Genomic DNA, 24,934 nt, shown 5'->3' on the forward strand with positions numbered 1-24,934 from the left:
TGATTACACATTAACCGTTCTCGCAACCTTGCGCACCCCTGGGGAGTCGGTTCCATCGGAAGCGGGTGCTGATTCTCACGTCCGTAAAAAGTCGGATCGCCTGCTTTTCGGGCTTGCCAACGGTGTTAGCTGGCAGGTCCGAGCTGATCCGGCCGAGCAGAGAAACGGGAGCGACCAAGCGATGGGTCGAGCGGAAGCGCGACGAGCCCAGCGGCAGGCTGAGAAGAAGGGCGGCATACGCCGCTTCCTCACCTGGCGCAAACTACTGGGCACGGCCTTCGGGGTGATCCTCCTGGGCATGGGAGCCTTCGCGGTGCTCTACGTTGTCGTGGACGTGCCGGAGGGCAACCCCGAGATGGACTTGCAGGCGAACGTCTACAAGTACGCCGACGGGAGCCTGCTCGCCAGGACGGGCACGGTCAACCGCGAGAACGTGAGCCTCGCCGAGGTGCCCAAGGATGTCCAGGACGCCTTCGTCGCCGCCGAGAACAAGTCGTTCTACAACGACCACGGCGTCGACCTGAAGGGCATCGCGCGCGGACTGATCAACACCGTGTCAGGCAAGGGCAAGCAGGGCGGCTCGACCATCACCCAGCAGTACGTCAAGAACTACTACCTGGACCAGGACCAGACGGTCACCCGCAAGCTCAAGGAACTCGTCATCTCCCTCAAGGTCGACCGGAAGAAGGAGAAGTCGGAGATTCTCGCCGGCTACCTCAACACCAGCTTCTTCGGACGCCGCGCCTGGGGCATCCAGGCCGCCGCGCAGGCCTACTACGGTGTGGACGCCAAGGAACTGGACGTCTCGCAGGGCGCCTACCTCGCCGCGCTGCTCCAGGCGCCGAGCCAGTACGACTGGGCCGTCGCCGGCCCCAACGGCAAGCGGCTGGTCAAGGCGCGCTGGGCGTACGCCCTGGACAACATGGTCGAGGAGGGCTGGCTCGACGCCGGCAAGCGCAAGGGCCTGACGTTCCCGGTGCCGCGCGAGCCCAAACCGCTGGACGGGACGTCCGGGCAGAAGGGCTACATCGTCGACGCGGCCCGCAAGGCGGTGCTCAAGGAGACGGGCCTCAGCGACGACCAGTTCGACCTGGGCGGCTGGACCATCACCGTCAACATCGACAAGAAGAAGCAGCGGCAGCTGGAGAAGTCGGTCGAGGCCAAGCTGCTCGACAAGCTGGACCCCGAGAAGCGCGAGCTGGACCAGGACATCCAGGCCGGCGCGGTCTCCGTGAACCCGAAGACCGGCGCGGTGGTGGCGCTGTACGGCGGCCGCGGCCAGAGCGTGCACTGGACGTCGAACGCCACCCGTTCCGACTTCCAGCCGGCGTCCACCTTCAAGCCGGTCATCCTCGCCGCCGCGCTCGACCGGGAGTCGAAGACCCAGGACGGCGAGCGGATCACCGCGAACACCCGCTACGACGGCACCAGCAAGCGCCCGGTCGTCGGCAGCGACATCCCGTTCAACCCGGAGAACGAGGACGACCAGAACTACGGCCAGGTCACTGTCCAGACCGCGATGAACAAGTCCATCAACTCCGCGTTCGCGCAGATGGGCGTGGACGTCGGCATGGACGAGGTGATGAAGACCGCCGGCGAGCTGGGCATGGACGTGAAGGGGCTGGACGCCGTACCGGCGCAGACCCTCGGCTCCATGGGCGCCAGCCCCATGGAGATGGCCGGCGTCTACGCCACCCTCGACCACCACGGCAAGAAGGTCACCCCGCAGATCGTGAAGTCCGCGGTGCACCACGGCGACGCCCCGCTCAGCCTGCCCGACGCGGTCGGCGACCAGGTGATCTCCCGCCAGGCCGCGGACTCCGTGACCTCGGTGCTGACCGGTGTGGTCGACGACGGCACGGCCCGCGTGTCGGTCCGCAACGCCGAGGGCCTCCAGCGCCGAGACATCGCCGGCAAGACCGGTACCTCCGACGACAACAAGTCGGCCTGGTTCACCGGCTACACCCCCGACCTGGTCACCTCGGTCGGACTGTTCGGCGAGGCCGCCTTCGACCGCACCGGCGACGACGGCAAGAAGATCAAGAAGTACTCGCAGGTGACCCTCAAGGGCGCCGGCGGCGGCGGACGCGTCAACGGTGGCGGCTTCCCCGCCGAGATCTGGGCCGACTACATGGCGAACTCCCTGGGCGCCCCCAAGAAGTTCGACCTCGACACCGACATGGGCGCCGCGGTCAGCCCGCCGCCCACGTCCCACTCACCGAGCCCCAGCACCTCGCCGTCCGACGACCCCACCCCGTCGCACTCGCCGTCCAGCCAGGCCCCGTCCTCGGAGCCCCCGCCGGTCAGCCAGTCCCCGGAGAGCAGCCCGCCCGCCTCGCCCACCGGCGGCACATCGAGCGAGCCGGCCCCCGACCCGACCGCCGATCCGGGCCCCACGACCTCCGTGGGGCTCCCGGACCTCCCCGGCAACAACAAGCGCCCGGACGACGACAACGCGATGCCGCGCTGATCCCCGTACGCGGGGGCGGTCTCACCGCCCCCGCGTCGGCATCTCGAACCACACCACCTTGCCGGTCGACAGCCGGGTCGCACCCCACCGCCGGGCCAGCCGGTTGACCAGGAACAGTCCGCGGCCGTTCTCGTCCATGTCCTTGGCGCGCCGCTGCCGGGGCAGCTGCGGGGAGTCGTCGCCGACCTCGCAGCGCAGCGTCTCGGTGCGCAGCAGCCGCAGGCTCACCGGCCGCTCCGCGTACCGCACGGCGTTGGTCACCACCTCGCTGATCAGCAGCTCCACCGAGTCCGCCAGGTCGTCCAGGCCCCACCGGCCCAGCGCCCTGCGCGCCAGTCTGCGGGCCCGGCCGGGGGCGGACTCGTCCGGCTCCAGGTCCCAGTAGGCGACGTCGCTCGGCGCGATCCCGTCGAAGCGGGCGGCCAGCAGCGCGATGTCGTCGTCCCTGTCACCGGGCCCGAGCATGTCCAGCACGTCGTCGCACAGGGCCTCCAGCGGCGGCGAGTGGTCCGGGCCGGTCAGCCGGGCGGTCGCGGCCAGCCGCTCGCGCAGCAGCTCGATGCCCGTCCACACGTCCCGCAGCCGCGACTCCACCAGCCCGTCCGTGTAGAGCAGCAGCGTCGCACCGGCCGGCGCGTCCAGCTCGACGGCCTCGAAGTCCACTCCGCCCACGCCGATCGGGGCGCCCGGAGGCACCCGCAGCACCTCCGCGCGGCCGCCCAGGTGGAGCAGGACGGGCGGCGGATGGCCGGCGTTGGCGACGGTGATGCGGTGCGCGACGGGGTCGTACACCGCGTACAGGCAGGTGGCCATGCGGTCGCTGCCCAGCCGCTGTGCCTGCTCGTCCAGGTGGTGCAGGACCTCCTGCGGGGGCAGGTCGAGACCGGCCAGGGTCTGCGCGGTGGTGCGGAGCTGGCCCATGATCGCGGCGGACGTCATGGAGTGGCCCATGACGTCACCGACGACCAGGGCGACCCGGCTGCCGGGCAGCGGGATCGCGTCGTACCAGTCGCCGCCGACCCGGGCGGTCTCGGCCGCCGGGAGGTAGCGCGAGGCGAGTTTCACGCCGGTCGGCTGGGGAAGCGAGTCGGGCAGCATGGTGCGCTGCAGCTCGTCCGCGATGTACGCCTCGCGTCCGTAGAGCACCGCTTTGTCGATGCCGAGGGCGGTGTGCGTCGCGAGCTGGGCGGCCACCAGCAGGTCGTTGGCCTCGAAGGCGGGGCGCTCGGGGCCGCGCTGGAAGACCGCGGCGCCGATCACCCGCCGCCGGCCGCGCAGCGGGGCGAGGATCACCCGGTGCCCGGACGGCACCGTGCGCTCGGCGCCCAGCAGCTCGGGCAGGGCGACGCGGGCCGCGGCGGAGTCGCCGAAGACCGGCCGCACCCCGCGCAGCACCTCGGCGAGCGCGCTCCCGGCCCGTACCTCGCACAGCTCGGCGGCCGGCATCAGATCGCCCTGCGGGTCCAGGGCGGGCAGCCGCAGCCGTTCCGTCTCCGACAGGCTCTCGGGCTCGTCCTCGGTCAGCCGCAGCCGGTCCGAGCGGCGCAGCCGCAGCACGAACGGGTTGACGGGCCGCTCGTCGCCCACGGGCAGCGGGTCGCGCAGGTAGACGAGTATGGCGTCGGAGAACGTGGGCACACTGGCCCGGCACAGCCCCAGCACGATCTCGTCCAGGTCTATGCCGCGTGCGATCCGCCGGGTCGCGGCCCCCACGAAGCGCAGCCGGTCGCCCTCGCGCCGCGCCGCGGCCTGTGGGTCGGGCGCGGCGGCGGGGCCCTTGGCGGGGGCCGGGATGGCCGTGGCGGCAGCGGCGGCCGCCACGGCGGCGTCCCGCTGCCGCGGCCGGGTACGTTCCTGCGGCCGGGCGGCGAGAGGCTGCCGGCCTTCGTGGGAGGTGGAGTGCTCCGTCACGCGTGGGATTCCGTCCGTCCGGGCCGGTTGTATGAGGCAATCGCCTTGTGGGGCGCTACTGTGCCCCGGCAGGAGCGGCGATAACAACGGCTGACATCGCCTTCCCCGGCAGACGGGGCCGAAACCGAATGCCTGTGCCGGGTGTCGTTGACAACGTTTGCGAAGGGGCGGCAGCGGTCAGCGGACACGTCTCCACCCCCTCGTAGTGGCTCATGCGATGCGGACAACTCGTGCGACCCATGACGCCGATGCGGACCATGAGGGGGCGGTTCGTGCGACGAGCCGATGACTTGCGATCAGGTTCTGCGCCCCGCCTGCCGGTTGGGGCCCAGCCGCTCTCCTCGGGACGATCCTACGTTTGCACCCCTGGGGTGCATCAAGGGTCTCACGACGGCATGGCGGAAGCCGTGCGGTCGAAACCGCCCGGACGGCGGTCCCAGTCGTCCGGCAGTTCGGGCACCCGCCACGCCGGATCGGGCCGCCAGTCCTCCCAGCCGTCCCGGAACGGCGACCCCCAGTCGCGGATCAGCGCGACCGCCGCGAGCCCCGCCGCCCGGACCCGGCGGGCCGTCTCCGGCGACATCAGGCCCACCCGCTGGGCCTGCTCGAACTCGTCCTCGTCGCGCCACAGCCAGCTGTGGTCCGGGTAGACGGAGATGTCGAGGAAGTGGTCCTCGGAATCGACCCCTCCGGCCCATCTGGTGCGCGGTTCCTCCAGGTTCACGTACCAGCTGCGGAACTGCCAGCCGCGCTCCCAGAACAGCCACACGGACCACGGATCGCCGGGTCGGGCGAGCTTCAGCACCCCGTTCCCCAGCCAGGGCGAATGGGCCGTCGTACGGGGTGCGGTGTACCGGGTGGCGAGCGGCTCGGCGTGTACATCGGTGCCGTCGGCGAGGACCGGTTTGACGCATTGAGTGCCGGGCGCCACCCACACCGCGAGCAGTTCGTCGGTGTCCTGGACGACGGTGACCGGGCGGCAGATGTGGAACGCGTGAGCGGCGGAATCCGGCCGCCGGGGGCCGTTGCCCCGGTAACGCCACAGGATCTGGTCACCCGGCGCCCAGCGCGCGGTCCCTCCGGTACCTGTCATGGAGAGATCTTACGGAGCGAGCCGCGCCCGCACGACGGTGCCCGTCACGGACGGGTCATGCGCAGCACGTCCAGCGCCTCGTCGAGCTGCTGTTCGGTCAGGTCTCCGCGCTCCACATAGCCGGACTCCAGGACGACCTCACGGATCGTCCGGCGTTCCGCGAGCGATTTCTTGGCGACCTCGGCCGCCTCCTCGTAGCCGATGTACTTGTTCAGCGGGGTGACGACGGACGGCGAGGACTCGGCGTACTCCCTGGCCCGTTCCACGTGCGCGGTGATGCCGTCCACCGTGCGGTCGGCGAGCAGCCGGGAGGCGTTGGCGAGCAGCCGCACGGACTCCAGGAGGTTCTTCGCCATGACCGGGAGCATCACGTTCAGCTCGAAGTTGCCGGCGGCGCCCGCGGCGGCGACCGTGGCGTCGTTCCCCGTCACCTGCGCGGCGACCATCAGGACCGCCTCGGGCACGACCGGGTTCACCTTGCCCGGCATGATCGAGGAGCCGGGCTGGAGGTCGGGCAGCGAGATCTCGGCGAGCCCGGTGCGCGGTCCGGAGGCCATCCAGCGCAGGTCGTTGCAGATCTTGGTGAGCGAGACGGCGACGGTGCGCAGCTGGCCGGAGGTCTCCACCAGGCCGTCCCGCGCGCCCTGTGCCTCGAAGTGGTCCCGGGCCTCGGTGAGCGGCAGCCCGGTGGCGCGGGCGATCTCGGCGATCACGGCGGCGGAGAAGCCGGGCGGGGTGTTGATGCCGGTGCCCACGGCGGTGCCGCCGAGGGGGAGTTCGGCGAGCCGGGGGAGCGAGGCGCGCAGCCGTTCGACGCCGTAGCGGATCTGGGCGGCGTAGCCCCCGAACTCCTGGCCGAGGGTGACGGGCGTGGCGTCCATCAGATGGGTGCGCCCGGACTTCACCACCGTGGCGAACTCCGCCGCCTTGCGCTCCAGGGCGGCGGCGAGGTGGTCCAGGGCGGGGATCAGGTCGGCGGTGACCGCGGCGGTGGCGGCGATGTGGATGGAGGAGGGGAAGACGTCGTTGGACGACTGCGAGGCGTTGACGTGGTCGTTGGGGTGGACCGCGCGGCCGAGGCGCTCCGCGGCGAGCGTCGCCAGGACCTCGTTGGTATTCATGTTCGAAGAGGTGCCCGAGCCGGTCTGGAAGACGTCGACGGGGAAGTGCGCGTCCCAGCGCCCCTCGGCGACCTCCTCCGCCGCCTCCTGGATCGCCCGCGCGATGTCCGGGTCGAGCACCCCCAGTTCGGCGTTGACCCCGGCCGCCGCCGCCTTGATGCGCGCCAGCGCCTCGATGTGGGCCCGCTCCAGCCGCTGCCCGGAGACCGGGAAGTTCTCCACGGCCCGCTGGGTCTGGGCGCGCCACTTCGCGTCCGCGGGCACCCTGACCTCGCCCATCGAGTCGTGCTCGACGCGGAAGCCCTCGTCCGGGCCGGTGCCCGTTCCCCGATCCGTCATCGTCCAACCTCCTTGAAGCGGCCCAAAAAGATGAGCACTTGTCTTGTTCCATGTATTCCCAAGTCGCCTACCGACCAGTAAATACCGGGGGTAACCACAACCAGGGGAGGCGCGATGAGGCGCACCAGGCACAGAATCCGCTGTACCGTCGCGGCCGCGGCCGCCGTCGCGGCCGCGTTCGGCGGGATGACCGCGGCAGCCGGACCGGCCACCGCCCAGCCCGGTACCACCAGTACCGCATCGACGCCCCTGCCGCCCGAACTGGAGGCCATCCGCGCCGCGGAGGCCACCCGGCTGTACGGCGACCCGGCCGAGCGCCCGCTCGACGAGCGCAAGACCGGACTCATCTCGCTCGGCGACAGCGAGATATCCGGCGAGGGCGTCGGCACGTACGAACCCGGCACCAACGGCCCCGACAACTGGTGCCACCGCTCGCCCGACGCCGCCATCCACCGCACCGGAATACCGGCCGACGTCACGTACAACGTCTCCTGCTCCGGCGCGTACACCGGAAACATCGTCATCGGCGGCTCCAAGCAGTACGCCGACGAACTGGTCCAGAGCGACAACCTGGCCATCAAGGCGCGCAACACCCGCATCAAGATGATCGTGCTGGTGGCGGGTGCCAACGACGACCTCCAGTTCGGGCCCGTCATGACGGACTGCGTCACGCGCTGGGTCCTCTCGCAGGGCACCTGCGAGCCCAAGTACGCCCCCGGCTGGCAGGCCCGCGTGGACGGGCTCGTCCCCAAGGTCGAGAAGACCGTGCGCGACCTGCGCACCGTGATGACCGGCGCCGGTTACGCGAACAGCGACTACAAGCTCGTCGTCATGGGCTACCCGAGCCCCATCGGCCCGGACTTCTACGACAACCCGAACTTCCCCGGCAAGCTTCCCGGCGGCTGCGCCGGGTACGACTCCGACGCCGCCTGGGGCCGCAACGCCGCCGTACCCGCCTTCGAGCGGGGCATGCGCAAGGCGGCCGCCGACACCGGGGCCGTCTACCTGGACAACTCCCGGCTCTTCCACGGCCACGAGGTGTGCAGCGAGTCCACCTGGGCGCGCGGCCTCTACATCGACCTGTCGCACTTCCCGCCGGACTCCAACTCGGTGCGCCAGTCCTTCCACCCCAACGCGGCCGGGCACGGAGCCTTCGCCTCCTGCCTGACCCAGATCTACGACTCCGGCCTGCGCGAGGCGAGCTGCGCCGACCCGGCGAGCACCGGCCGGCCCGTCCTCCAGCCGGTCGCCTGGGACGACGTCTTCGAGCCGGTGCGCGGCGAGGCGACCTCCAGCTGCCTGGACGCCCCCGCCTCCGTCACCCGCAACGAGACCGGGGTCACCGGCTGGGAGTGCCACGGCGGACGCAACCAGGACTGGTGGTACGACTTCGGTACCCGGACCCTGCGCACCGCCCTGAGCCACGACCGCTGCCTGGACGTCCCCGGCGCCGACTACCGGGCCGGCGCCTCGCTCATCCTCTACAACTGCTCCGGCGCCGCCAACCAGCGCTTCGTCCGCCAGGCGGGCACCCTGCGCCCGGCCGCCGCGACGGGCCTGTGCGCGACCCTCGCGGGCGCCCATGCCCCGCTGAGGCTGCAGACCTGCGACGGCAGCGCGAAGCAGCGCTTCGCGTAACCCGCCGCATGACCTGTCGCACGCACGGGTAGGGGGAAGGGCCGCACCGGCCCTTCCCCGTACTCCGCTCGTGAACCCCGCCGATCAGCCCCGCCGATCGGTCCGGCCGATCGGTCCGGCCGATCGGTCCGACGTCATGAACGCGCGCAGGATCGACGCCAGATGGGCCGGGTCCGCCACCCCGCACAGCTCACGGGCCGAGTGCATGGAGAGCCCCGGAACGCCCACATCGACGGTCGGCACCCCCAGCCGGGCCGCGGTGAGCGGGCCGATCGACGTCCCGCACGGCATCGCGTTGTTCGAGACGAACGGCTGCCACGGCGCCCCCGCCCGCTCGCAGGCGGACGCGAACACCGCGATCCCCGTCGAGTCCGTGGCGTACCGCTGGTTGACGTTCACCTTGACCGTCGGCCCGCCGTTGGGCAGCGGCTGGTGGCCGGGGTCGTGGCGCTCCGCGTAGTTGGGATGCACCGCGTGCGCCATGTCCGCCGAGACGCAGTACGCCCCGGCCAGCGCCCGCGACCAGTCCTCCGGGCTGCCGCCCCGCGCCGTCACCGAACGGCTCAGCACCCGCTCCAGCAACGGGCTCTGCGCCCCCGTGTCCGAACCGCTGCCGACCTCCTCGTGGTCGAAGGCCGCCAGCACCGGCACGTACGCGGGCGGCTCGGCGGCCGTCGCCGCCGCCGTCAGCGCGGTCACCCCGGCGTGCACCGACACCAGGTTGTCCAGCCGCGAGGCCACCACGAACTCCCGCTCCGCGCCCAGATAGCCGGGCGGCTGCACATCGTGCAGCATCAGGTCCCAGCCCAGCACGTCACCCGGCTCCGCCTCGGCGGCCTCCGCCACCCGGCGCAGCAGCGCGCCCTCCTCGGCCGCGCCGAGCGACCAGACGGGGGCGAGGTGGCGCTGCCGGTCCAGGGCCAGGCCGTCGTTGACCGTGCGGTCCAGATGGATCGCCAGCTGCGGCACCCTCAGCAGCGGTTCGTCGATCTGCACCAGCCGGGACTCGGTCCCGCCGGGGCCGCGCAGCGCGAGCCGGCCGGAGATGCCCAGATCGCGGTCGAGCCAGGTGTTGAGCGGCACCCCGCCGTAGATCTCCACCGCCACCTGCCGCCAGCCCGCCGACGCGGTGTCCGGGGTGGGCTTGATCCGCAGGTTCGGCGAGTCGGTGTGGGTGCCGACGATCCGGAACGGGGTGTGGGCGGGCAGCGGTTCGGGAACGTACCAGGCGATCAGCGCGCCCCCTCGGGCGACGAACGAGCCACCCGTCGCGCCCGTCCAGTCGTCGGTGCCGCGCAGTTCCCGGAAGCCCGCCTTCTCCAGCCGCTGAACCGCGCTCGCCACGGCGTGGTACGGCGAGGGACTGGCGGCGATGAAGGTGAGCAGGTCGTCGGCGTGGCTGCGGTGGGGGACCGGCGTCATGCGGTGTCCGCCTTTCCGGAGTGGGACGGTGAGGGTGGCGCGGCCGCACGGGGGTGGGCGGCCGAACGGAGTGAGGGGGTCGGCAGGGGCGGGGACGGCGGCGGGCGCGGCGTCCGTCGGTGGCACCGGGCCGGCCGCCCGGCGGTGCGGAGTTCTCCGGCAACGCCGGACAACCCATCCCATGTGCACCGTCCCCCGCAAGTCCGGCAGGCGGCCCGGTGCGCGAAAGCGGCGGTGCGCCGCGGACGGCGCGGGAGGGCGGCCGGGCCTCCGGGGCCCCGGCCCGGTCCGTGGCGGCTCGGTGCGAACCCGGCCGGCACCGCCGGACGGCTGCCGCGCCGAACGCACGAGATTGGCTGATATTCGCTGTACGTGTAAGAGCCCGGTTTCCTGCCGGGGCGGGCGGGCTACGGCACCGACGGGGCGGTGCTCCGGGCGCGCGTCATCGCCGTACGGACGAGGAAGACCACCGCGAAGACGAGGGCCGCGCCGTGCGACCAGCCGACGACCGCGAGCGGGCTCGTGTGCTCCAGGGCCGCCGCCACGGCGATCATCCCCACGCCGAAGCCCAGGTTCTCCACCGTCGCGGACAGCCCGAAGGCGTGGGCGCGCGGCCCGGCCGGCAAGGTCTGGAGATGCGAGGTGTACGCCACCTCGGTCAGCCCGTCCGCCGCGCCCGCGACCAGCGCGACGACGGCCGCGGCCGCCGCCGGGAGCCCCGCGAACGCCAGGACGAACGCCGCCGACATGACACAGGTGCCGTAGCCGAAGGCCGCCGCGCCCGCGGACCGGCCGGTACGCCGCCCGTACCGCTGGATCACCTGCTGCGCCGCGATGTTGCCGACCGCCCACAGGCACCAGAAGGCGCTCACGAACAGCGCGGGGCGCGCGGCGTCCAGCGCGGCCGAGTACACCGGCAGCGCCGCGTTGTGCGAGGAGGAGCCCAGCGCGTCCACCCCGCGCAGCGCGACCATCAGCCCCAGCCCCGGCACCGCCGCAAGGGCCGCGAACGCGACCGGCCCGCGCCGCACCTTCTCGGGCCGCTCGCCGACCGCCGCGTCCCGGCCCTTCCCGCCGCCCGCGACCGGCAGCAGCGCCACCGTCAGCGCGCACACCGCGAACGTGCCCAGGTCGACGGCGAACGCGGCGGTGTACCCCACCAGGGAGACGACGACACCCGCCGAGGCGAACCCGGCCACCATGGCCAGCGAACGCCCGGTCACCGAGAGCGAGTTCGCCCAGGCCCGCCGCTCCTCACCCACCATCTCCGGTACGGAGCTGCGCAGCGCCACCATGAACAGCGTCCCGCAGCTCCCGGCCACCACGGAGACGGCGAACAGCGACGGCGTACGCCAGCCCTCGGGCGCCGCGATCAGCGGCACCAGCACCGCGCCCTGCGCGACATTCGTCCACAGCAGCACGCTCTTCGCCGACCGGCGCGCGAGCAGGGCCCCCGCGACCAGACCGGCGAGGAATCCGGCGCCCAGCCGGACCGCCATGAACAGCCCCATGGCCAGCGCCCGCCCCGTCGTCTCGTAGACGAAGAGATTGAGCGCCACCATATTGAGGAACGTGCCGTACGAGGAGACCGCGTACCCGGCCACCAGCAGACGGAACACGCGCTCGCCGCGCGGGGACCCGGCGGCGCCGGCCCCTTCCCGCCCGTGCGCGGAGGCAATCCGCATACGTCTGTGCACCCTCCCCCGGCAGAAGCGACGCCGCCGGAGGGGAAAGCCCCTCCGGCGGCGCGGAAATCAGCCCAGTCCGGGGCCGCGCACCGGAATGCTGGTGAACGTCGGCGCCGGAGCGGGCTCGGTGAAGAAGTCGTTGCCCTTGTCGTCCACGACGACGAACGCCGGGAAGTCCTCCACCTCGATCCGCCAGACCGCCTCCATGCCGAGCTCCTCGTACTCGACGACCTCGACCTTCTTGATGCAGTCCTGCGCCAGCCGGGCCGCCGGGCCGCCGATCGAGCCGAGGTAGAAGCCGCCGTGCGCCTCGCACGCGTCGGTGACCTGCTTGGAGCGGTTGCCCTTGGCGAGCATGACCTTGGAGCCGCCCGCCGCCTGGAACTGCGCGACGTAGCTGTCCATGCGGCCGGCCGTCGTCGGGCCGAACGAGCCGGAGGCGTAGCCCTCGGGGGTCTTCGCCGGACCCGCGTAGTACACCGGGTGGTCCTTGAGGTACTGCGGCATCTCCTCGCCCGCGTCCAGGCGCTCCTTGATCTTGGCGTGCGCGATGTCGCGCGCCACGACCAGCGGACCGGTCAGCGAGAGCCGGGTCTTGACCGGGTACTTCGTCAGCTCCGCGAGGATCTCGTCCATCGGCCGGTTCAGGTCGATCCGGACGACGTCGCCCTCGCTCTCCAGCTGCTCGTCCGTGGTGTCCGGCAGGAAGCGGGCCGGGTCCTTCTCCAGCTGCTCCAGGAAGACGCCCTCGGCGGTGATCTTCGCGGTGGCCTGGCGGTCCGCCGAGCAGGAGACGGCGATGGCGACGGGCAGCGAGGCGCCGTGCCGGGGCAGGCGCACCACGCGGACGTCGTGGCAGAAGTACTTGCCGCCGAACTGCGCGCCGATGCCGATCCTCTGCGTCAGCTCGAAGACCTTCTGCTCCAGCTCCTTGTCCCGGAAGCCGTGCCCGGTGGGGGAGCCCTCGGCGGGCAGCTCGTCCAGGTAGTGGGCGGAGGCGTACTTCGCGGTCTTGAGCGCGAACTCGGCGGACGTACCGCCGACGACGATCGCCAGGTGGTACGGCGGGCAGGCCGCGGTCCCCAGCGAACGGATCTTCTCCTCCAGGAACTTCATCATGGAGGTCTCGTTGAGGACCGCCTTCGTCTCCTGGAACAGGAACGACTTGTTGGCCGAGCCGCCGCCCTTGGCCATGAACAGGAACTTGTACGCGCCGCCGTCGGTGGCGTACAGCTCGATCTGCGCGGGGAGGTTGGAGCCGGTGTTCTTCTCCTCCCACATGGTCAGCGGGGCCATCTGCGAGTAGCGCAGGTTGAGCTTGGTGTAGGCGTCGAAGATGCCGTGCGACAGGGCCTCCTCGTCACCGCCCGCCGTCAGCACGTTCTGCCCGCGCTTGCCCATCACGATCGCCGTGCCGGTGTCCTGGCACATGGGCAGCACGCCCGCGGCGGCGATGTTCGCGTTCTTCAGCAGGTCGAGCGCGACGAACTTGTCGTTGGACGACGCCTCGGGGTCGTCCACGATCCGCCGCAGCTGCGCCAGATGCGCGGGCCGCAGGTAGTGCGAGATGTCGTGCATGGCCTCGGCGGCCAGGGTGCGCAGCGCCTCCGGCTCGACCTTGAGGAACGTACGCCCGTCGGCCTCGAAGGTGGACACACCCTCCGCGGTGACCAGACGATACGGCGTGGTGTCCTCTCCCAGCGGGAGCAGATCGGAGTACGCAAACTCTGGCATTACGGCCATTCCTCACTCGGCAGACAGTGGCTGACCACCCTTGGGCAGCGCACCCACCAGGGTAGGACGCGCCGGGAGCGCCGGGCTTGTGAGGTAGGGCTCACCGTGCGGCACGCCGTACGGCCCCTGTCGCGATCTATCGCGTTTCGGTACGCTGGGGAGGTGGACCTCGAGAAGCAGCCCCAGCAGCCCACCGTACCGGCGGACGGCGACGCCATCCGCGCCTCCGACGCGGACCGCGACCGGATCGCGGACATCCTGCGGGAAGCGCTGGCCGAGGGCCGGCTGACCGCCGACGAGCACGCGGAGCGGATCGACTCCGTCTACCGCGCCAAGACCGTCGGCGAGCTGGAACCGCTCGTACGGGACCTGCCGGCGCCGGCCCCGGCGCCCGGTGGCGCGACCGCCTCCCCGTACGCCTACGGCCCCGAGCCGGCGTCCGGCCCCGCCGAGAACCTGGTGGCGATCTTCAGCAGCTCGACGCGCAAGGGCCGTTGGCGGGTGGGCGCCCGTACCAACGCCTTCTCGCTTTTCGGCAGTGTGGAAATCGATCTGACGGAGGCTCTTTTCGGCCAGCGTCTGACGGTGATCAACGCGACCTCCGTCTTCGGCAGCGTCGACATCCGGGTGCCCGAGAACATCTCCATGCGCGGCAGCGGAACGGGTATTTTCGGCAGTTTCGAAGTCCGCACCCTGGAATCCGCCGACCCCGAGGCGCCGGTGGTCGTCGTCAATGGATACGCGGTGTTCGGCAGCGTCGAGGCGAAGCCGAAGCGCGGCAAGTTCATCGCCGACCTCCAGGACCGGGTGCGCAAGCACCTCGGTAAGCACCTCGACCACTGACGGCATTCGGCCAGGCGTTTCGGCGGCTTTCGGCAGCGATTCTTTCCGGCCGAAAAGGGGCTCGACCGCAATTGCGCGGGGCGGACTTGAGTACCACTCAGTGCATAGGCACACGCACAGCGGGTAGGGACTGCTGCATCGCATCTCGCTCGCGAAGCCGTCGTCAGGAGTGGACCGTGCTGCAACTGCCGCCTCAGCCCCTGCAGGTCGCCGCCGTCCCACCGCAGCGGGTCCCCGCTCGGGAGGACCAGGCCGGCCCCTGGCACTCGGAGGCGGTGTGCCGCCGGGACGAGGCCGGGCTGTTCTTCGCCCCGTCGAAGGAGCCGACCGCCGCCCGCCTCTCGCGCGAGGAGTCCGCCAAGCGGGTCTGCGCGCGCTGCCCCGTGATGGTGGAGTGCCGCGAGCACGCCCTGATGCAGCCCGAGCCGTACGGGGTGTGGGGCGGCCTCACGGCCGCCGAGCGCCGTGTGGCGCTGGCCCGGCGCAGGCGGCGCGATGTGGAACTGAAGGCGTCGGGCGCCACCGGCCGGATCGCGGCGGCCGGCTGACCGCCTGCCCCGGCCTGCCCCCCGCACATACGAAGAGGCGCCCCCACCGCACATGGGGGGCGCCTCTTCGGGCGGACGCGCGACCGCGGACCGGGGGACGGGCCCCGGCCGCTACTTCGCGCGGTCGAAGTCGATGGCGCTGTAGGCGCGCAGCTTCGACAGCCGGTGGGTGGAACTGATGGTCCGGATGGTGCCGGACTTGGATCGCATCACGATGGACTCGGTGGTCGCCGTCTCCGAGCGGTAGCGCACGCCGCGCATCAGCTCGCCATCCGTGATCCCGGTCGCCACGAAGAACACGTTGTCCCCGCCGACCAGGTCGTCCGTGGACAGCACCCGGTCCAGGTCGTGCCCGGCGTCCAGGGCGCGCCGGCGCTCCGCCTCGTCCTTCGGCCACAGCTTGCCCTGGATCACACCGCCGAGGCACTTTATGGCGCAGGCCGAGATGATGCCCTCCGGCGTGCCGCCGACGCCCATCAGCAGGTCCACGCCGGTGCCCTCGCGGGCGGCCATGATCGACCCGGCCACGTCGCCGTCGGAGATGAACTTGATCCGGGCGCCGGTCTCCCGGATCTCCTTGACGATGCCCTCGTGGCGGGGACGGTCCAGGACGACGACCGTGACGTCCTCGGGCGTGGAGTTCTTCGCCCTCGCGACCCGGCGGATGTTCGCCGACACGGGGGCGTTGATGTCCACGAAGTCGGCCGCCTCGGGGCCGGTGACCAGCTTGTCCATGTAGAAGACGGCGGACGGGTCGAACATCGCGCCCCGGTCGGCGGCGGCCAGGACGGCGATCGCGTTCGGCATGCCCTTGGCGTTCAGCGTCGTGCCGTCGATCGGGTCCACGGCGATGTCCACCTCGGCCCCGGTGCCGTCGCCCACGTGCTCGCCGTTGAACAGCATGGGCGCCTCGTCCTTCTCGCCCTCACCGATGACGACGACGCCGTTCATGGAGACGGTGGAGACGAGGGTCCGCATGGCGTTCACCGCGGCGCCGTCGGCCCCGATCTTGTCCCCGCGGCCGACCCAGCGCCCGGCGGCCATGGCGGCGGCCTCGGTGACCCGGACCAGCTCCAGCGCGAGGTTGCGGTCGGGGGCCTCCGGGGAGACCTCCAGTGGGGACGGCAGATGATGCTCGGACATCGGAGCGCACCTTTCTGTACGGCGACGACCGGATGAGGGTGATCTGACTCTATCGCCAGGCCGATAAAATGAGCAGACCGGGTCACGTTTGAGCGGGGTGGCCCCCGATTCGGCCGCGCGGGGGCTGATGCGACGATGGACCCGTGGCAAGCAAGCGAGGCAAGCAGACCGTCCGGGACATGATCCTGTCGTTGTTGGCGATCGCCGCCGTGTCGGGTGTCGTCTACATCTTCATTCCGCACGACGACTCCGGCGACCCGGTCAAGGCGGTCGACTACCGCGTCGAACTCGCGACGGCGCGGCGCGCCGCGCCGTACCCGGTGGCGGCCCCCAGCGGCCTGCCCGAGGGCTGGAAGCCCACGTCGGTGACGTACGACGGGCCCGGGGGCAACAGCTGGCACCTGGGCTTCCTCGACCCGGACGGCAGGTACGTCGCGGTCGAGCAGTCCACCTCCCCGGCCAGGGCCTATGTCAGCCGGGTGAGCCAGAAGGCCGAGGACACCGGGCGCACGCAGGAGGTCGCGGGGAAGACCTGGCGGCGCTGGGAGGGCCCGAAGTACGACGCGCTGGTGCGCGAGGAGGACGGCGCCACGACCGTGGTGACCGGCTCTGCGCCGCCGGAGCGGCTGGCGGAGATGGCCGCGGCGCTCAGGACCTCCTGACGCCCGCGCACACATACGGGGAGGCCCCCGGAGCGAACCGCTCCGGGGGCCTCCCCGCGTGGTGTCCGTGTCGGCGGACGGGGTTCAGACGGTCTGGATGACCTCGTCGTAGGCGAGGCGCGGCAGACGCGGGAACCAGGCGTCCTCGCCCGGCTTGCCGATGTTGACGACCATCAGCAGGCTGTGGTCGCCGTCGAGGAACTCCTTCTCGATGCCCGCGGCGTCGAAGCCGGTCATCGGGCCGGCGGCCAGGCCGGCGGCGCGCACGCCGATGATGAAGTACGCGGCCTGGAGCGCGGCGTTCAGCGAGGCGGCGGACTCGCGGACCGGGCGCTCCGAGAAGAACATGTCCTTGGCCTGCGGGAAGTGCGGCAGCAGGCCCGGGAGCTCCTCGTGGAACTCGTTGTCGGCGGCCAGGATCGCGACCAGCGGGGCGGTCGAGGTCTTGGCCTGGTTGCCCTCGGCCATGTGCTTGACGAGGCGCCCGCGGGCGTCCTCCGAACGCACCAGCACGACGCGCAGCGGCGACTGGTTGAAGGCGGTCGGGCCGTACTTGACCAGGTCGTAGATGGCCTGGACCTGCTCGTCGCTCACCGGCTCGTCGGTGAACGTGTTGGCGGTGCGGGCCTCACGGAAGAGGAGGTCCTGGGCGGCGGGGTCAAGAACGAGGGACATCGTGCGAGTTACCTTCCGGACGTACGCGGGGGGATCGGGCCGCGGCCACGGGGGGCCGGGCGACGTCGATCACCGTACGGGGAAAGTGCATTAACTTTCAACTAACTGAGGAGTGGGGAGGCTCACGCCGGGTCACCGGAATAAGCCCGACCGGGCTTCGCTCAGCCCGCGTCCGGGCCCCGGCCGTCCGCCTTCGGGCCCGCCAGCGCCGCGTCCAGCCGGGCGCGGGCGCCCTCCAGCCAGTGCCGGCACACCTTCGCCAGCTCCTCGCCCCGCTCCCACAGCGCGAGGGACTCCTCCAGCGAGGTCCCGCCGGCCTCCAGGCGGCGCACCACCTCGATCAGCTCGTCGCGCGCCTGCTCGTACCCGAGCGTGCTGTCCGCGGCGGCGGTCGCCGTTGCGTCGTCCGTCATGTGATCCACCCTATGCATCGGCCTGCGCCGGTCCGTGCCGGCCTGTACGTCGTCCTGACGGGGGTCGGGCCCCTGGGAGGGGCGCCCCCGGCGAGGGTCCGCCCCCTGGCGGAGGGTCCGCCCCCCTGGCGGAGAGGTCCGCCGGTTCCTACTCCGCGACCCGCACCGCGAACTCGCCCCCCGACACGCGGGCCCGCAGCGGCTCCCCGGCCGCGCCCGCGTCCGCGGGATCGCGGACCACGTGTCCGTCGGCGCGCTGGAGCACCGCGTACCCGCGCTCCAGGGTCGCGGCGGGCGACAGCGCGAGCACCCGGGCGCGGGTGTGGGCCAGCTCCGAGTCGGCCCGGTCCAGCAGATGGCCCAGGACCCGGCGGGCCCGGCCCGCCAGCGCGTCGACGTCCGCCTCGCGCTCGTCCACCATCCGCTGCGGATGCTCCATGCACGGCCGCCCCAGCGCATGGGCCAGCCCCCGCTCCTCCCGGTCGAGCAGCCCCCGTACCGTCCGCAGGGCCCGGTCGCGCAGCTGCCGCACCCGGTCCAGCTCCTCGCCCACGTCCGGCACGACCTTCTTCGCCGCGTCCGTCGGCGTGGACGCCCGTACGTCCGCGACCAGGTCCAGCAGCGGCGAGTCCGGCTCGTGCCCGATCGCCGAGACCACCGGCGTACGGCAGGCCGACACCGTACGGATCAGTTCCTCGTCCGAGAACGGCAGCAGATCCTCGACGCTGCCGCCGCCGCGCGCCACGACGATCACATCGACCTCCGGCATCGCGTCCAGCTCCCGCACCGCCCCGACCACCTGGTTCACCGCGTGCACCCCCTGCACGGCGGTGTTGCGGACCTCGAAGCGGACGGCGGGCCACCGGCGCCGGGCGTTCTCCAGCACATCGCGCTCGGCCGCCGACGCCCGGCCGCAGACGAGCCCGATCAGCTGCGGCAGGAAGGGCAGCGGCTTCTTGCGGTCCAGGGCGAACAGCCCCTCCGCGGCCAGCGACTTCTTCAACTGCTCCAGCCGCACCAGCAGCTCGCCGATGCCGACCGGCCGTATCTCCGTCGCCCGCAGCGACAGCTGACCGCGCGGCGCGTACCACTCGGGCTTGGCGAGCACGACGACCCGCGCGCCCTCCGACACGACATCGGCGATCCGGTCGAACACCTGCCGGAAACAGGTCACGCTCACCGAGATGTCGTGCGACGGGTCGCGCAGCGTCAGGAACACCACACCGGCGCCCGGCCGCCGCGACAGCTGGGTGATCTGGCCCTCGACCCAGACCGAACCGAGCCGGTCGATCCAGCCGCCGATCAGCCGCGACACGTCACCGACGGGCAGCGGCGCTTCCGGGGAAGTGTTGAGAGCCATGCGAGCGAGCGTAACGGCCCGCACCGACAACGGACCCGCCCCGCGAGCCCCCGGGACCCACGGCGTCACACCCACGGGACTACGCGCCTACGGGACTACGCGATTACGGGGACTTCGGGGTCACGCCACTACGGGACGAGGTCCGCCCGCCTCCGCTGCACCAGCAGCACCGCGAGCCCCACCACCAGCCAGCACGCGCCCACCACCTGCGAGCTCCCCGTCGCCTCCACGATCACCGCGATCAGCACCCCGGCACCGACCACCGGCACCAGCAGATGCCGCCACCAGCTCGGCGGCCCCTCCCCGCGCCGCACCACGAACCACCCCACCACCGACGCGTGCAGCAGCACGAACGCCGTCAGCGCCCCGATGTCCACGACCGACACCAGATGGTCCAGCCCGTCGTCGCGCCGGGCCGCCCACACCGCCGCCACCAGCGTCACGACGGCGGCGACCACGATCGCCACCCTCGGCACCCCGGACCGGGCGTCCACCCGCGCCAGCACCCCGGGCAGCCGCCGCTCACGAGCCATCGCGAACACCAGCCGCCCGGCCGCCGCCTGCCCCGCCAGCGCCGCGAACGCCGCCCCCACCGCCTTGCTGACCGCCACCAGATCGTGCAGCCAGGTCCCCACGGCCGCGTCCACCGTGTCGTAGAACGCCGCGCCCTGCGCCCCCGGATCGGCGGCCAGCTCCGCCGAGCTCATCGGCTCCAGCAGGGCGGCGAGATACGCCTGCACCACGAACAGCGTGCCCGCCAGCACCAGACAGAACAGCACCGCCCGCGCCACCTGCGCCGAGCCGCCCGTCACCTCCTCGGCGAACGAGGCGATGGCGTCGAAGCCGAGATACGAGAGCACCGCCACGGACACCGCGCCCAGCACGGCCGACGCGGAGAACCCCGAGTCCCCGGTCAGCGGCGTCAGCCAGCCCCGCTGCGCCCCGTCCCGTACGAGCACCACCGCGGCGGACACCACGAACACCAGCAGCACCACGATCTCCATCGCGAGCACCGCGAAACCCACCCGCGCGGCCGCACGCACCCCCCACAGGTTGAGCGCGGTCGTCAGGACCACCGCGAGCGCCGTCCATACCCACCGCGAGACCCCGGGAACCAGCGAGTTCATCGCGATCCCCGAGAAGAGGTACGCCACCGCCGGGATCAGCAGATAGTCCAGCATCGCCATCCACCCGGCGACGAAACCCGGCCCCTCGCCCAGCCCCTTGCGGGCGTACGCGAACACCGAACCGGCCATCGGGGCGACCCGCACCATCTGCGCGTAGCTGAACGCGGTGAACGCCATCACGACCGTCGCCGCCACGTACACCAGGGCGACCGCCCCGTCCGACTTCGCGTCCAGCGTCCCGAAGACCCCGACCGGGGCCATGGGGGCGATGAACAGCAGCCCGTAGACCACCAGGTCCCGGAACCCGAGGGTCCGCCGCAGCCGGGCGCGTTCGGTGGAACCGCCGCCCGAATCCGTACCGCCGCCGGCCATGAGCCCTCCGTGATTGGCGTCGGGTCCAGTCTCGCGACCCCGGACGCCGGGCGCCTGTTCGGTACGGCCTTACGGACTTTCCCGGCCGTTACGATGGGGCGCATGACTGCTACGACTCCCCGACGCGTCCTCCTCGCCGCTCCCCGTGGCTACTGCGCGGGCGTGGACCGTGCCGTGATCGCCGTGGAGAAGGCCCTGGAGCAGTACGGCTCCCCGGTCTACGTGCGCCACGAGATCGTCCACAACAAGTACGTCGTACAGACCCTGGAGAAGAAGGGCGCGATCTTCGTCGAGGAGACGGCGGAGGTCCCCGAGGGATCGATCGTCATGTTCTCGGCGCACGGCGTCGCCCCCACCGTGCACCAGGAGGCGGCGGAGCGGAAGCTCGCCACGATCGACGCCACCTGCCCGCTGGTCACCAAGGTCCACAAGGAGGCCGTGCGCTTCGCGCAGGAGGACTTCGACATCCTCCTCATCGGCCACGAGGGCCACGAGGAGGTCATCGGAACCTCCGGCGAGGCCCCCGACCACATCACCCTGGTCGACGGCCCCGAGGACGTCGCGAACGTCGAGGTCCGCGACCCGTCGAAGGTCGTCTGGCTCTCCCAGACCACCCTCTCGGTCGACGAGACGATGGAGACGGTCGGCGCCCTCAAGGAGAAGTTCCCGCTGCTGATCTCGCCGCCCAGCGACGACATCTGCTACGCCACGCAGAACCGCCAGACCGCGGTGAAGCAGATGGGCGCCGACGCGGACCTGGTCATCGTCGTCGGCTCGAAGAACTCCTCGAACTCGGTCCGTCTGGTCGAGGTCGCCCTCGGCGCGGGCGCCGGCGCCTCCCACCTGGTGGACGGCGCCGACGAGATCGACGAGGCATGGCTCGACGGCGTCTCCACGGTCGGCGTCACCTCCGGCGCCTCCGTGCCCGAGGTCCTGGTGGACGGCGTGCTGGCCTGGCTGGCCGCGCGGGGTTTCGAGGACGTCGAGATCGTGAAGGCGGCCGAGGAGTCGATCGTCTTCTCGCTGCCCAAGGAGCTGCGCCGCGACCTGCGCGCGGAGGCGGCGGCCCTCAACGGCGGCGGGTCCCCCGAGGGCGTCGCGTAGGGGCGCGGCGGGCCCGCTGCCCGTACCGTGGATCACATGGAGATCTTCGGTGTGGACATCGGCGGGTCCGGGATCAAGGGTGCTCCCGTGGACCTGGACCGCGGAGACCTGGCGCGGGAGCGCCGCAAGGAACTGACACCGCACCCGGCCACCCCTGACGACGTGGCCGGGTGCGTGGCCGAGGTGGTCGGCCACTTCGACTGGAAGGGCCCGGTCGGGATCACCTTCCCGGGCGTCGTCACGGGCGGCCTGACCCGTACCGCGGCCAACGTGGACAAGGGCTGGATCGACCTGGACGCCCGCACCCTGCTCGGCGACCGGCTGGGCCTCCCCGTCACCGTGCTCAACGACGCCGACGCGGCGGGCATCGCCGAGATGACGTTCGGCGCCGGCCGGGGCCGCAAGGGCACGGTGATCGTGCTGACCTTCGGTACGGGGATCGGGAGCGCGGTCTTCACCGACGGCAACCTCGTCCCCAACACGGAACTGGGCCACGTGGAGCTCCACGGCCACGACGCGGAGAAGCACGCCTCCACGAGGGCCAAGGAGGACGAGGACCTGAGCTGGCACCACTGGTCGCGCCGCGTACAGAAGTACCTGGCGCACGTGGAGATGCTGTTCTCGCCCGAACTGTTCATCATCGGTGGCGGAATCAGCCGCAAGGCGGACAAGTTCCTGCCTCTGATCGAACACATCCGGGCGGAAATGGTCCCGGCGGAGTTGCAGAACAACGCGGGAATCGTGGGCGCGGCGATGGCGGCCAAGGCCGCCGGGGACGCTCCGGGCTGAGTGACGCGGCGCGGGGGCTCCAGGGGCCTAGCGCTGCGAGGGGCGGCGTGGGGCCCGGGCCGTCGCGCGGGGGGCCGGTGACGCGGGCCCCGCGGGCCGGGCCGTCTGGGCGGCCAGCAGCATGCGCCGCTGCCGGGCCCGCATCAGCCGCACCTTGCGTACGGTCGCGATGAGGCCCGCGACGAGGGTTCCCCCGTACAGCCAGCCCGCGTGCACGGCGAGCGCCGTGACGACGGCCATCGTCCGGCCGCCGAAACCACCGGTGCCCCCGGAGATGGGGGCGATGCCGATCGCGAAGGCGATGGGCACGCAGATCGGCGCGGTCACCAGGTCCGCCGGCCGCACCCAGAGCGCGGCCAGGGCGCTGACGGGAAGGAACAGCACGCCGAAGACGGCCGCCGACTCGTCGAACAGCAACCAGTCCAGGCAGCCGATCAGGAACATCGCGGCAGCCGCGAAGAGCCCGGCGCCGATCCCGGTCAGCCGGGGGTTGGGCAGCCGGCGCAGGGCGAGCACGACGGGGGACACCGGCCTCTCGCCGCGACCGGCGGGGGCGCTCATCACCCGGTACCCGAGGGCCCCCGCGCCGCCGCCGGCCTTCCGGGCCCCCTTGGCCGCCCCCAGCGGGGACAACGGGGTCTGCGGGGTCTGCCTGCGCTGCGGGGGACGTGTCCTGTGCTGCTCCACCGGGACAACGTAGGTCGCGGGGAGGCGGGAACGGGGTGCGGGACACGCGCTTTGGCCGACCTTGGGAATGAGTTCGATGCCACACGGCGCAACGGGAACCGCGGAGCTACCCCGTGACCGCGGGCCGCAAGCCGTCGCGGCCCGCGATTCCGGACCCGTGACTTCCCGCCCCGGCCCGCCCGTAAACTGGAGAATCGGCCCACCATGGGCCCGACGTCCATTCGAGTCCGCCCACCCCCTAGGGAAGTCGCCACCGTGTCGCTCACGATCGGAATCGTCGGTCTGCCGAATGTCGGCAAGTCGACCCTGTTCAACGCCCTGACCAAGAACGACGTGCTGGCGGCCAACTACCCGTTCGCCACGATCGAGCCGAACGTCGGCGTGGTCGGCGTCCCGGACCCCCGCCTGGACACCCTGGCGAAGATCTTCGGTTCGCAGAAGATCCTCCCGGCGACGGTCGACTTCGTGGACATCGCGGGCATCGTGCGCGGCGCGAGCGAGGGCGAGGGCCTGGGCAACAAGTTCCTCGCGAACATCCGCGAGTCGGACGCGATCTGCCAGGTGATCCGCGCCTTCAAGGACGAGAACGTCGTACACGTGGACGGCAAGGTCTCGCCGAAGGACGACATCGAGACGATCAATACGGAGCTGATCCTCGCGGACCTCCAGTCCGTGGAGAAGGCGATCCCGCGCCTCCAGAAGGAGTCCCGCCTCCAGAAGGAGAAGGTCGCGGTCCTCGCGGCGGTCGAGGAGGCGCAGAAGATCCTCGAGGCCGGCGACACCCTCTTCCACGCGGGCATCACGGCCGCCACGGAGAAGGGCCGCCTCCTGCACGAGCTGCACCTCCTCACCACCAAGCCGTTCCTCTACGTGTTCAACGTGGACGAGGACGAGCTGGTGGACGAGGACTTCAAGAACGAACAGCGCGCCCTGGTCGCCCCGGCCGAGGCGATCTTCCTGAACGCCAAGATCGAGTCCGAGCTGATCGAGCTGGACGACGACGAGGCCCTGGAACTCCTCCAGTCCATGGGCCAGGACGAACCCGGCCTCGCCACCCTGGGCCGCGTCGGCTTCGCCACCCTGGGCCTCCAGACGTACCTCACGGCCGGCCCCAAGGAAGCCCGCGCCTGGACGATCAAGAAGGGCGCCACGGCCCCCGAGGCGGCCGGCGTCATCCACACCGACTTCCAGAAGGGCTTCATCAAGGCGGAGATCATCTCCTTCGAGGACCTGGTCGAAACCGGCTCGGTAACCGAAGCCCGAGCCAAGGGCAAGGCCCGCATGGAAGGCAAGGACTACGTGATGCAGGACGGCGACGTGGTGGAATTCCGCTTCAACGTCTAATACGTTCGGCAAAAGGCCGTCTGACCGGCGACGGAGCGGGTCGGGCGGCCTTCGCGGTCCGCGTACGCCTTGTCCACAGCGGCCCGGGTCCGCTCTCCTCGGAGTCGGGCCCCAGGTGGGTGTAGATGTTCAGCGTCATGGCCGCGTTGGTGTGGCCGAGACGCTCGGAGACCGTCTTCACGGACTCGCCGTGCTTGATCAGCAGGCTGGCGTAGTGGTGCCGGAGGGCGTGGGGTCCGGTGCCCTTCGGTATGCCGGCCTTCGCGCAGGCGGGCCGCCAGGACCCGTCCATGAAGTGCGTGTAGACCACGGGCCCGCCTTGCGGCGCCGTGAAGATCCGGCCCTCGGGCCCATCGGCGGGAAAGTCCCGCAGGTGGGCCTTCATCGCATCAAGCCTCGCCGCCCCCGGCGATACGAACGCCGCTGGCGAACCCGTCTGGTACGGCGGCTC

General features: G+C 71.8%; 21 protein-coding genes. 8 read left to right on the forward strand and 13 right to left on the reverse strand.

The window, feature by feature from the left end; all coding sequences use genetic code 11:
- The first annotated feature begins 181 nt into the window (after window positions 1–181).
- Complete coding sequence (locus tag DNK56_RS24015; RefSeq protein ID WP_111337928.1) at window positions 182–2,470, forward strand: transglycosylase domain-containing protein; 2,289 nt, start codon at window positions 182–184, stop codon at window positions 2,468–2,470.
- Between the two features lie 21 nt (window positions 2,471–2,491).
- On the opposite strand, the gene DNK56_RS24020 is transcribed toward DNK56_RS24015, so the two are convergent.
- From DNK56_RS24020 to DNK56_RS24030, 3 genes are all read right to left on the reverse strand, one after another.
- The gene (locus tag DNK56_RS24020) at window positions 2,492–4,381 is read right to left on the reverse strand and encodes a SpoIIE family protein phosphatase (protein WP_111337929.1); all 1,890 of its coding nucleotides are present in this window, start codon (window positions 4,379–4,381) and stop codon (window positions 2,492–2,494) included.
- 385 nt (window positions 4,382–4,766) lie between these two features.
- Window positions 4,767–5,474, reverse strand: a complete 708-nt coding sequence (fomD, locus tag DNK56_RS24025) for a cytidylyl-2-hydroxypropylphosphonate hydrolase (protein WP_111337930.1) — start codon at window positions 5,472–5,474, stop codon at window positions 4,767–4,769.
- A 44-nt stretch (window positions 5,475–5,518) separates the two neighbouring features.
- Window positions 5,519–6,934, reverse strand: coding sequence for a class II fumarate hydratase (locus tag DNK56_RS24030; protein ID WP_111337931.1), 1,416 nt, complete (start codon window positions 6,932–6,934; stop codon window positions 5,519–5,521).
- Between the two features lie 114 nt (window positions 6,935–7,048).
- Between DNK56_RS24030 and DNK56_RS24035 the strand changes: the two genes are divergently transcribed.
- Window positions 7,049–8,572: a ricin-type beta-trefoil lectin domain protein gene (locus DNK56_RS24035; RefSeq protein ID WP_111337932.1), complete on the forward strand. Its 1,524-nt coding sequence runs from the start codon at window positions 7,049–7,051 to the stop codon at window positions 8,570–8,572.
- An 84-nt stretch (window positions 8,573–8,656) separates the two neighbouring features.
- Here DNK56_RS24035 and DNK56_RS24040 read toward each other — a convergent pair whose 3' ends face one another.
- The 3 genes from DNK56_RS24040 to DNK56_RS24050 all read right to left on the reverse strand — a co-directional run bounded on the left by DNK56_RS24040 (window position 8,657) and on the right by DNK56_RS24050 (window position 13,416).
- Window positions 8,657–9,994, reverse strand: coding sequence for a M18 family aminopeptidase (locus DNK56_RS24040; RefSeq protein ID WP_111337933.1), 1,338 nt, complete (start codon window positions 9,992–9,994; stop codon window positions 8,657–8,659).
- Window positions 9,995–10,401: 407 nt separating this feature from the next.
- Window positions 10,402–11,598 carry an MFS transporter gene (locus DNK56_RS24045; RefSeq protein ID WP_111339539.1) on the reverse strand — a complete coding sequence of 399 codons (1,197 nt, stop codon included), beginning with the start codon at window positions 11,596–11,598 and terminating at the stop codon, window positions 10,402–10,404.
- 150 nt (window positions 11,599–11,748) lie between these two features.
- Window positions 11,749–13,416 carry a fumarate hydratase gene (locus tag DNK56_RS24050; RefSeq protein ID WP_199563640.1) on the reverse strand — a complete coding sequence of 556 codons (1,668 nt, stop codon included), beginning with the start codon at window positions 13,414–13,416 and terminating at the stop codon, window positions 11,749–11,751.
- Window positions 13,417–13,578: 162 nt separating this feature from the next.
- On the opposite strand from DNK56_RS24050, the gene DNK56_RS24055 reads away from it, so the two are divergent.
- Complete coding sequence (locus DNK56_RS24055; RefSeq protein WP_111337935.1) at window positions 13,579–14,259, forward strand: DUF1707 SHOCT-like domain-containing protein; 681 nt, start codon at window positions 13,579–13,581, stop codon at window positions 14,257–14,259.
- A 176-nt stretch (window positions 14,260–14,435) separates the two neighbouring features.
- On the forward strand, window positions 14,436–14,807 hold the full coding sequence (locus DNK56_RS24060) for a WhiB family transcriptional regulator (RefSeq protein WP_111337936.1): 372 nt from the start codon (window positions 14,436–14,438) through the stop codon (window positions 14,805–14,807).
- Window positions 14,808–14,918: 111 nt separating this feature from the next.
- On the opposite strand, the gene glpX is transcribed toward DNK56_RS24060, so the two are convergent.
- Complete coding sequence (glpX, locus tag DNK56_RS24065; RefSeq protein ID WP_111337937.1) at window positions 14,919–15,950, reverse strand: class II fructose-bisphosphatase; 1,032 nt, start codon at window positions 15,948–15,950, stop codon at window positions 14,919–14,921.
- Window positions 15,951–16,093: 143 nt separating this feature from the next.
- Here glpX and DNK56_RS24070 point away from each other — a divergent pair, with 143 nt between their 5' ends.
- The gene (locus tag DNK56_RS24070; protein WP_111337938.1) at window positions 16,094–16,612 is read left to right on the forward strand and encodes a DUF4245 domain-containing protein; all 519 of its coding nucleotides are present in this window, start codon (window positions 16,094–16,096) and stop codon (window positions 16,610–16,612) included.
- Between the two features lie 84 nt (window positions 16,613–16,696).
- On the opposite strand, the gene DNK56_RS24075 is transcribed toward DNK56_RS24070, so the two are convergent.
- The 4 genes from DNK56_RS24075 to DNK56_RS24090 form a co-directional block, all read right to left on the reverse strand.
- Window positions 16,697–17,287: a malonic semialdehyde reductase gene (locus DNK56_RS24075; protein WP_111337939.1), complete on the reverse strand. Its 591-nt coding sequence runs from the start codon at window positions 17,285–17,287 to the stop codon at window positions 16,697–16,699.
- A gap of 161 nt (window positions 17,288–17,448) precedes the next feature.
- Window positions 17,449–17,700: an exodeoxyribonuclease VII small subunit gene (locus DNK56_RS24080; RefSeq protein WP_111337940.1), complete on the reverse strand. Its 252-nt coding sequence runs from the start codon at window positions 17,698–17,700 to the stop codon at window positions 17,449–17,451.
- Window positions 17,701–17,848: 148 nt separating this feature from the next.
- Window positions 17,849–19,060 (reverse strand): exodeoxyribonuclease VII large subunit, encoded by a 1,212-nt coding sequence (xseA, locus tag DNK56_RS24085; protein WP_111337941.1) that lies wholly within the window; start codon window positions 19,058–19,060, stop codon window positions 17,849–17,851.
- Window positions 19,061–19,188: 128 nt separating this feature from the next.
- Entirely contained in the window at window positions 19,189–20,559 is a 1,371-nt protein-coding gene (locus tag DNK56_RS24090) for an APC family permease (protein WP_111337942.1), read from the reverse strand.
- A 93-nt stretch (window positions 20,560–20,652) separates the two neighbouring features.
- Between DNK56_RS24090 and DNK56_RS24095 the strand changes: the two genes are divergently transcribed.
- Together DNK56_RS24095 and ppgK are read left to right on the forward strand one after the other, a co-directional pair.
- A complete protein-coding gene (locus DNK56_RS24095; protein ID WP_199563639.1) occupies window positions 20,653–21,663 on the forward strand; it encodes a 4-hydroxy-3-methylbut-2-enyl diphosphate reductase in 1,011 nt (336 codons plus the stop codon).
- Between the two features lie 36 nt (window positions 21,664–21,699).
- Window positions 21,700–22,452, forward strand: a complete 753-nt coding sequence (ppgK, locus tag DNK56_RS24100; RefSeq protein ID WP_111337944.1) for a polyphosphate--glucose phosphotransferase — start codon at window positions 21,700–21,702, stop codon at window positions 22,450–22,452.
- Between the two features lie 27 nt (window positions 22,453–22,479).
- Here ppgK and DNK56_RS24105 read toward each other — a convergent pair whose 3' ends face one another.
- Window positions 22,480–23,013 carry a DUF6542 domain-containing protein gene (locus DNK56_RS24105; protein ID WP_111339541.1) on the reverse strand — a complete coding sequence of 178 codons (534 nt, stop codon included), beginning with the start codon at window positions 23,011–23,013 and terminating at the stop codon, window positions 22,480–22,482.
- 381 nt (window positions 23,014–23,394) lie between these two features.
- Here DNK56_RS24105 and ychF point away from each other — a divergent pair, with 381 nt between their 5' ends.
- Window positions 23,395–24,483: a redox-regulated ATPase YchF gene (ychF, locus tag DNK56_RS24110; protein WP_111337945.1), complete on the forward strand. Its 1,089-nt coding sequence runs from the start codon at window positions 23,395–23,397 to the stop codon at window positions 24,481–24,483.
- Here the strand turns inward: ychF and DNK56_RS24115 are convergent.
- The gene (locus tag DNK56_RS24115) at window positions 24,473–24,868 is read right to left on the reverse strand and encodes a tyrosine-type recombinase/integrase (protein WP_241990068.1); all 396 of its coding nucleotides are present in this window, start codon (window positions 24,866–24,868) and stop codon (window positions 24,473–24,475) included. The genes ychF and DNK56_RS24115 overlap by 11 nt on opposite strands.
- Window positions 24,869–24,934: the final 66 nt, after the last annotated feature.

It is taken from the genome of Streptomyces sp. AC1-42W (genome assembly GCF_003248355.1).
Lineage (GTDB): Bacteria > Actinomycetota > Actinomycetes > Streptomycetales > Streptomycetaceae > Streptomyces.

Excerpts from the sequence above, each read along its gene's own strand:
- DNK56_RS24115 (WP_241990068.1), bottom strand. The coding sequence starts at position 24,868 with ATGAAGGCCCACCTGCGGGACTTTCCCGCCGATGGGCCCGAGGGCCGG.
- DNK56_RS24040 (WP_111337933.1), bottom strand. The coding sequence starts at position 9,994 with ATGACGCCGGTCCCCCACCGCAGCCACGCCGACGACCTGCTCACCTTC.
- fomD (WP_111337930.1), bottom strand. The coding sequence starts at position 5,474 with ATGACAGGTACCGGAGGGACCGCGCGCTGGGCGCCGGGTGACCAGATC.
- DNK56_RS24030 (WP_111337931.1), bottom strand. The coding sequence starts at position 6,934 with ATGACGGATCGGGGAACGGGCACCGGCCCGGACGAGGGCTTCCGCGTC.
- xseA (WP_111337941.1), bottom strand. The coding sequence starts at position 19,060 with ATGGCTCTCAACACTTCCCCGGAAGCGCCGCTGCCCGTCGGTGACGTG.
- DNK56_RS24080 (WP_111337940.1), bottom strand. The coding sequence starts at position 17,700 with ATGACGGACGACGCAACGGCGACCGCCGCCGCGGACAGCACGCTCGGG.
- DNK56_RS24095 (WP_199563639.1), top strand. The coding sequence starts at position 20,653 with ATGGGGCGCATGACTGCTACGACTCCCCGACGCGTCCTCCTCGCCGCT.
- DNK56_RS24075 (WP_111337939.1), bottom strand. The coding sequence starts at position 17,287 with ATGTCCCTCGTTCTTGACCCCGCCGCCCAGGACCTCCTCTTCCGTGAG.
- glpX (WP_111337937.1), bottom strand. The coding sequence starts at position 15,950 with ATGTCCGAGCATCATCTGCCGTCCCCACTGGAGGTCTCCCCGGAGGCC.
- DNK56_RS24035 (WP_111337932.1), top strand. The coding sequence starts at position 7,049 with ATGAGGCGCACCAGGCACAGAATCCGCTGTACCGTCGCGGCCGCGGCC.
- DNK56_RS24015 (WP_111337928.1), top strand. The coding sequence starts at position 182 with ATGGGTCGAGCGGAAGCGCGACGAGCCCAGCGGCAGGCTGAGAAGAAG.
- DNK56_RS24090 (WP_111337942.1), bottom strand. The coding sequence starts at position 20,559 with ATGGCCGGCGGCGGTACGGATTCGGGCGGCGGTTCCACCGAACGCGCC.
- DNK56_RS24050 (WP_199563640.1), bottom strand. The coding sequence starts at position 13,416 with ATGCCAGAGTTTGCGTACTCCGATCTGCTCCCGCTGGGAGAGGACACC.
- DNK56_RS24105 (WP_111339541.1), bottom strand. The coding sequence starts at position 23,013 with ATGAGCGCCCCCGCCGGTCGCGGCGAGAGGCCGGTGTCCCCCGTCGTG.
- ppgK (WP_111337944.1), top strand. The coding sequence starts at position 21,700 with ATGGAGATCTTCGGTGTGGACATCGGCGGGTCCGGGATCAAGGGTGCT.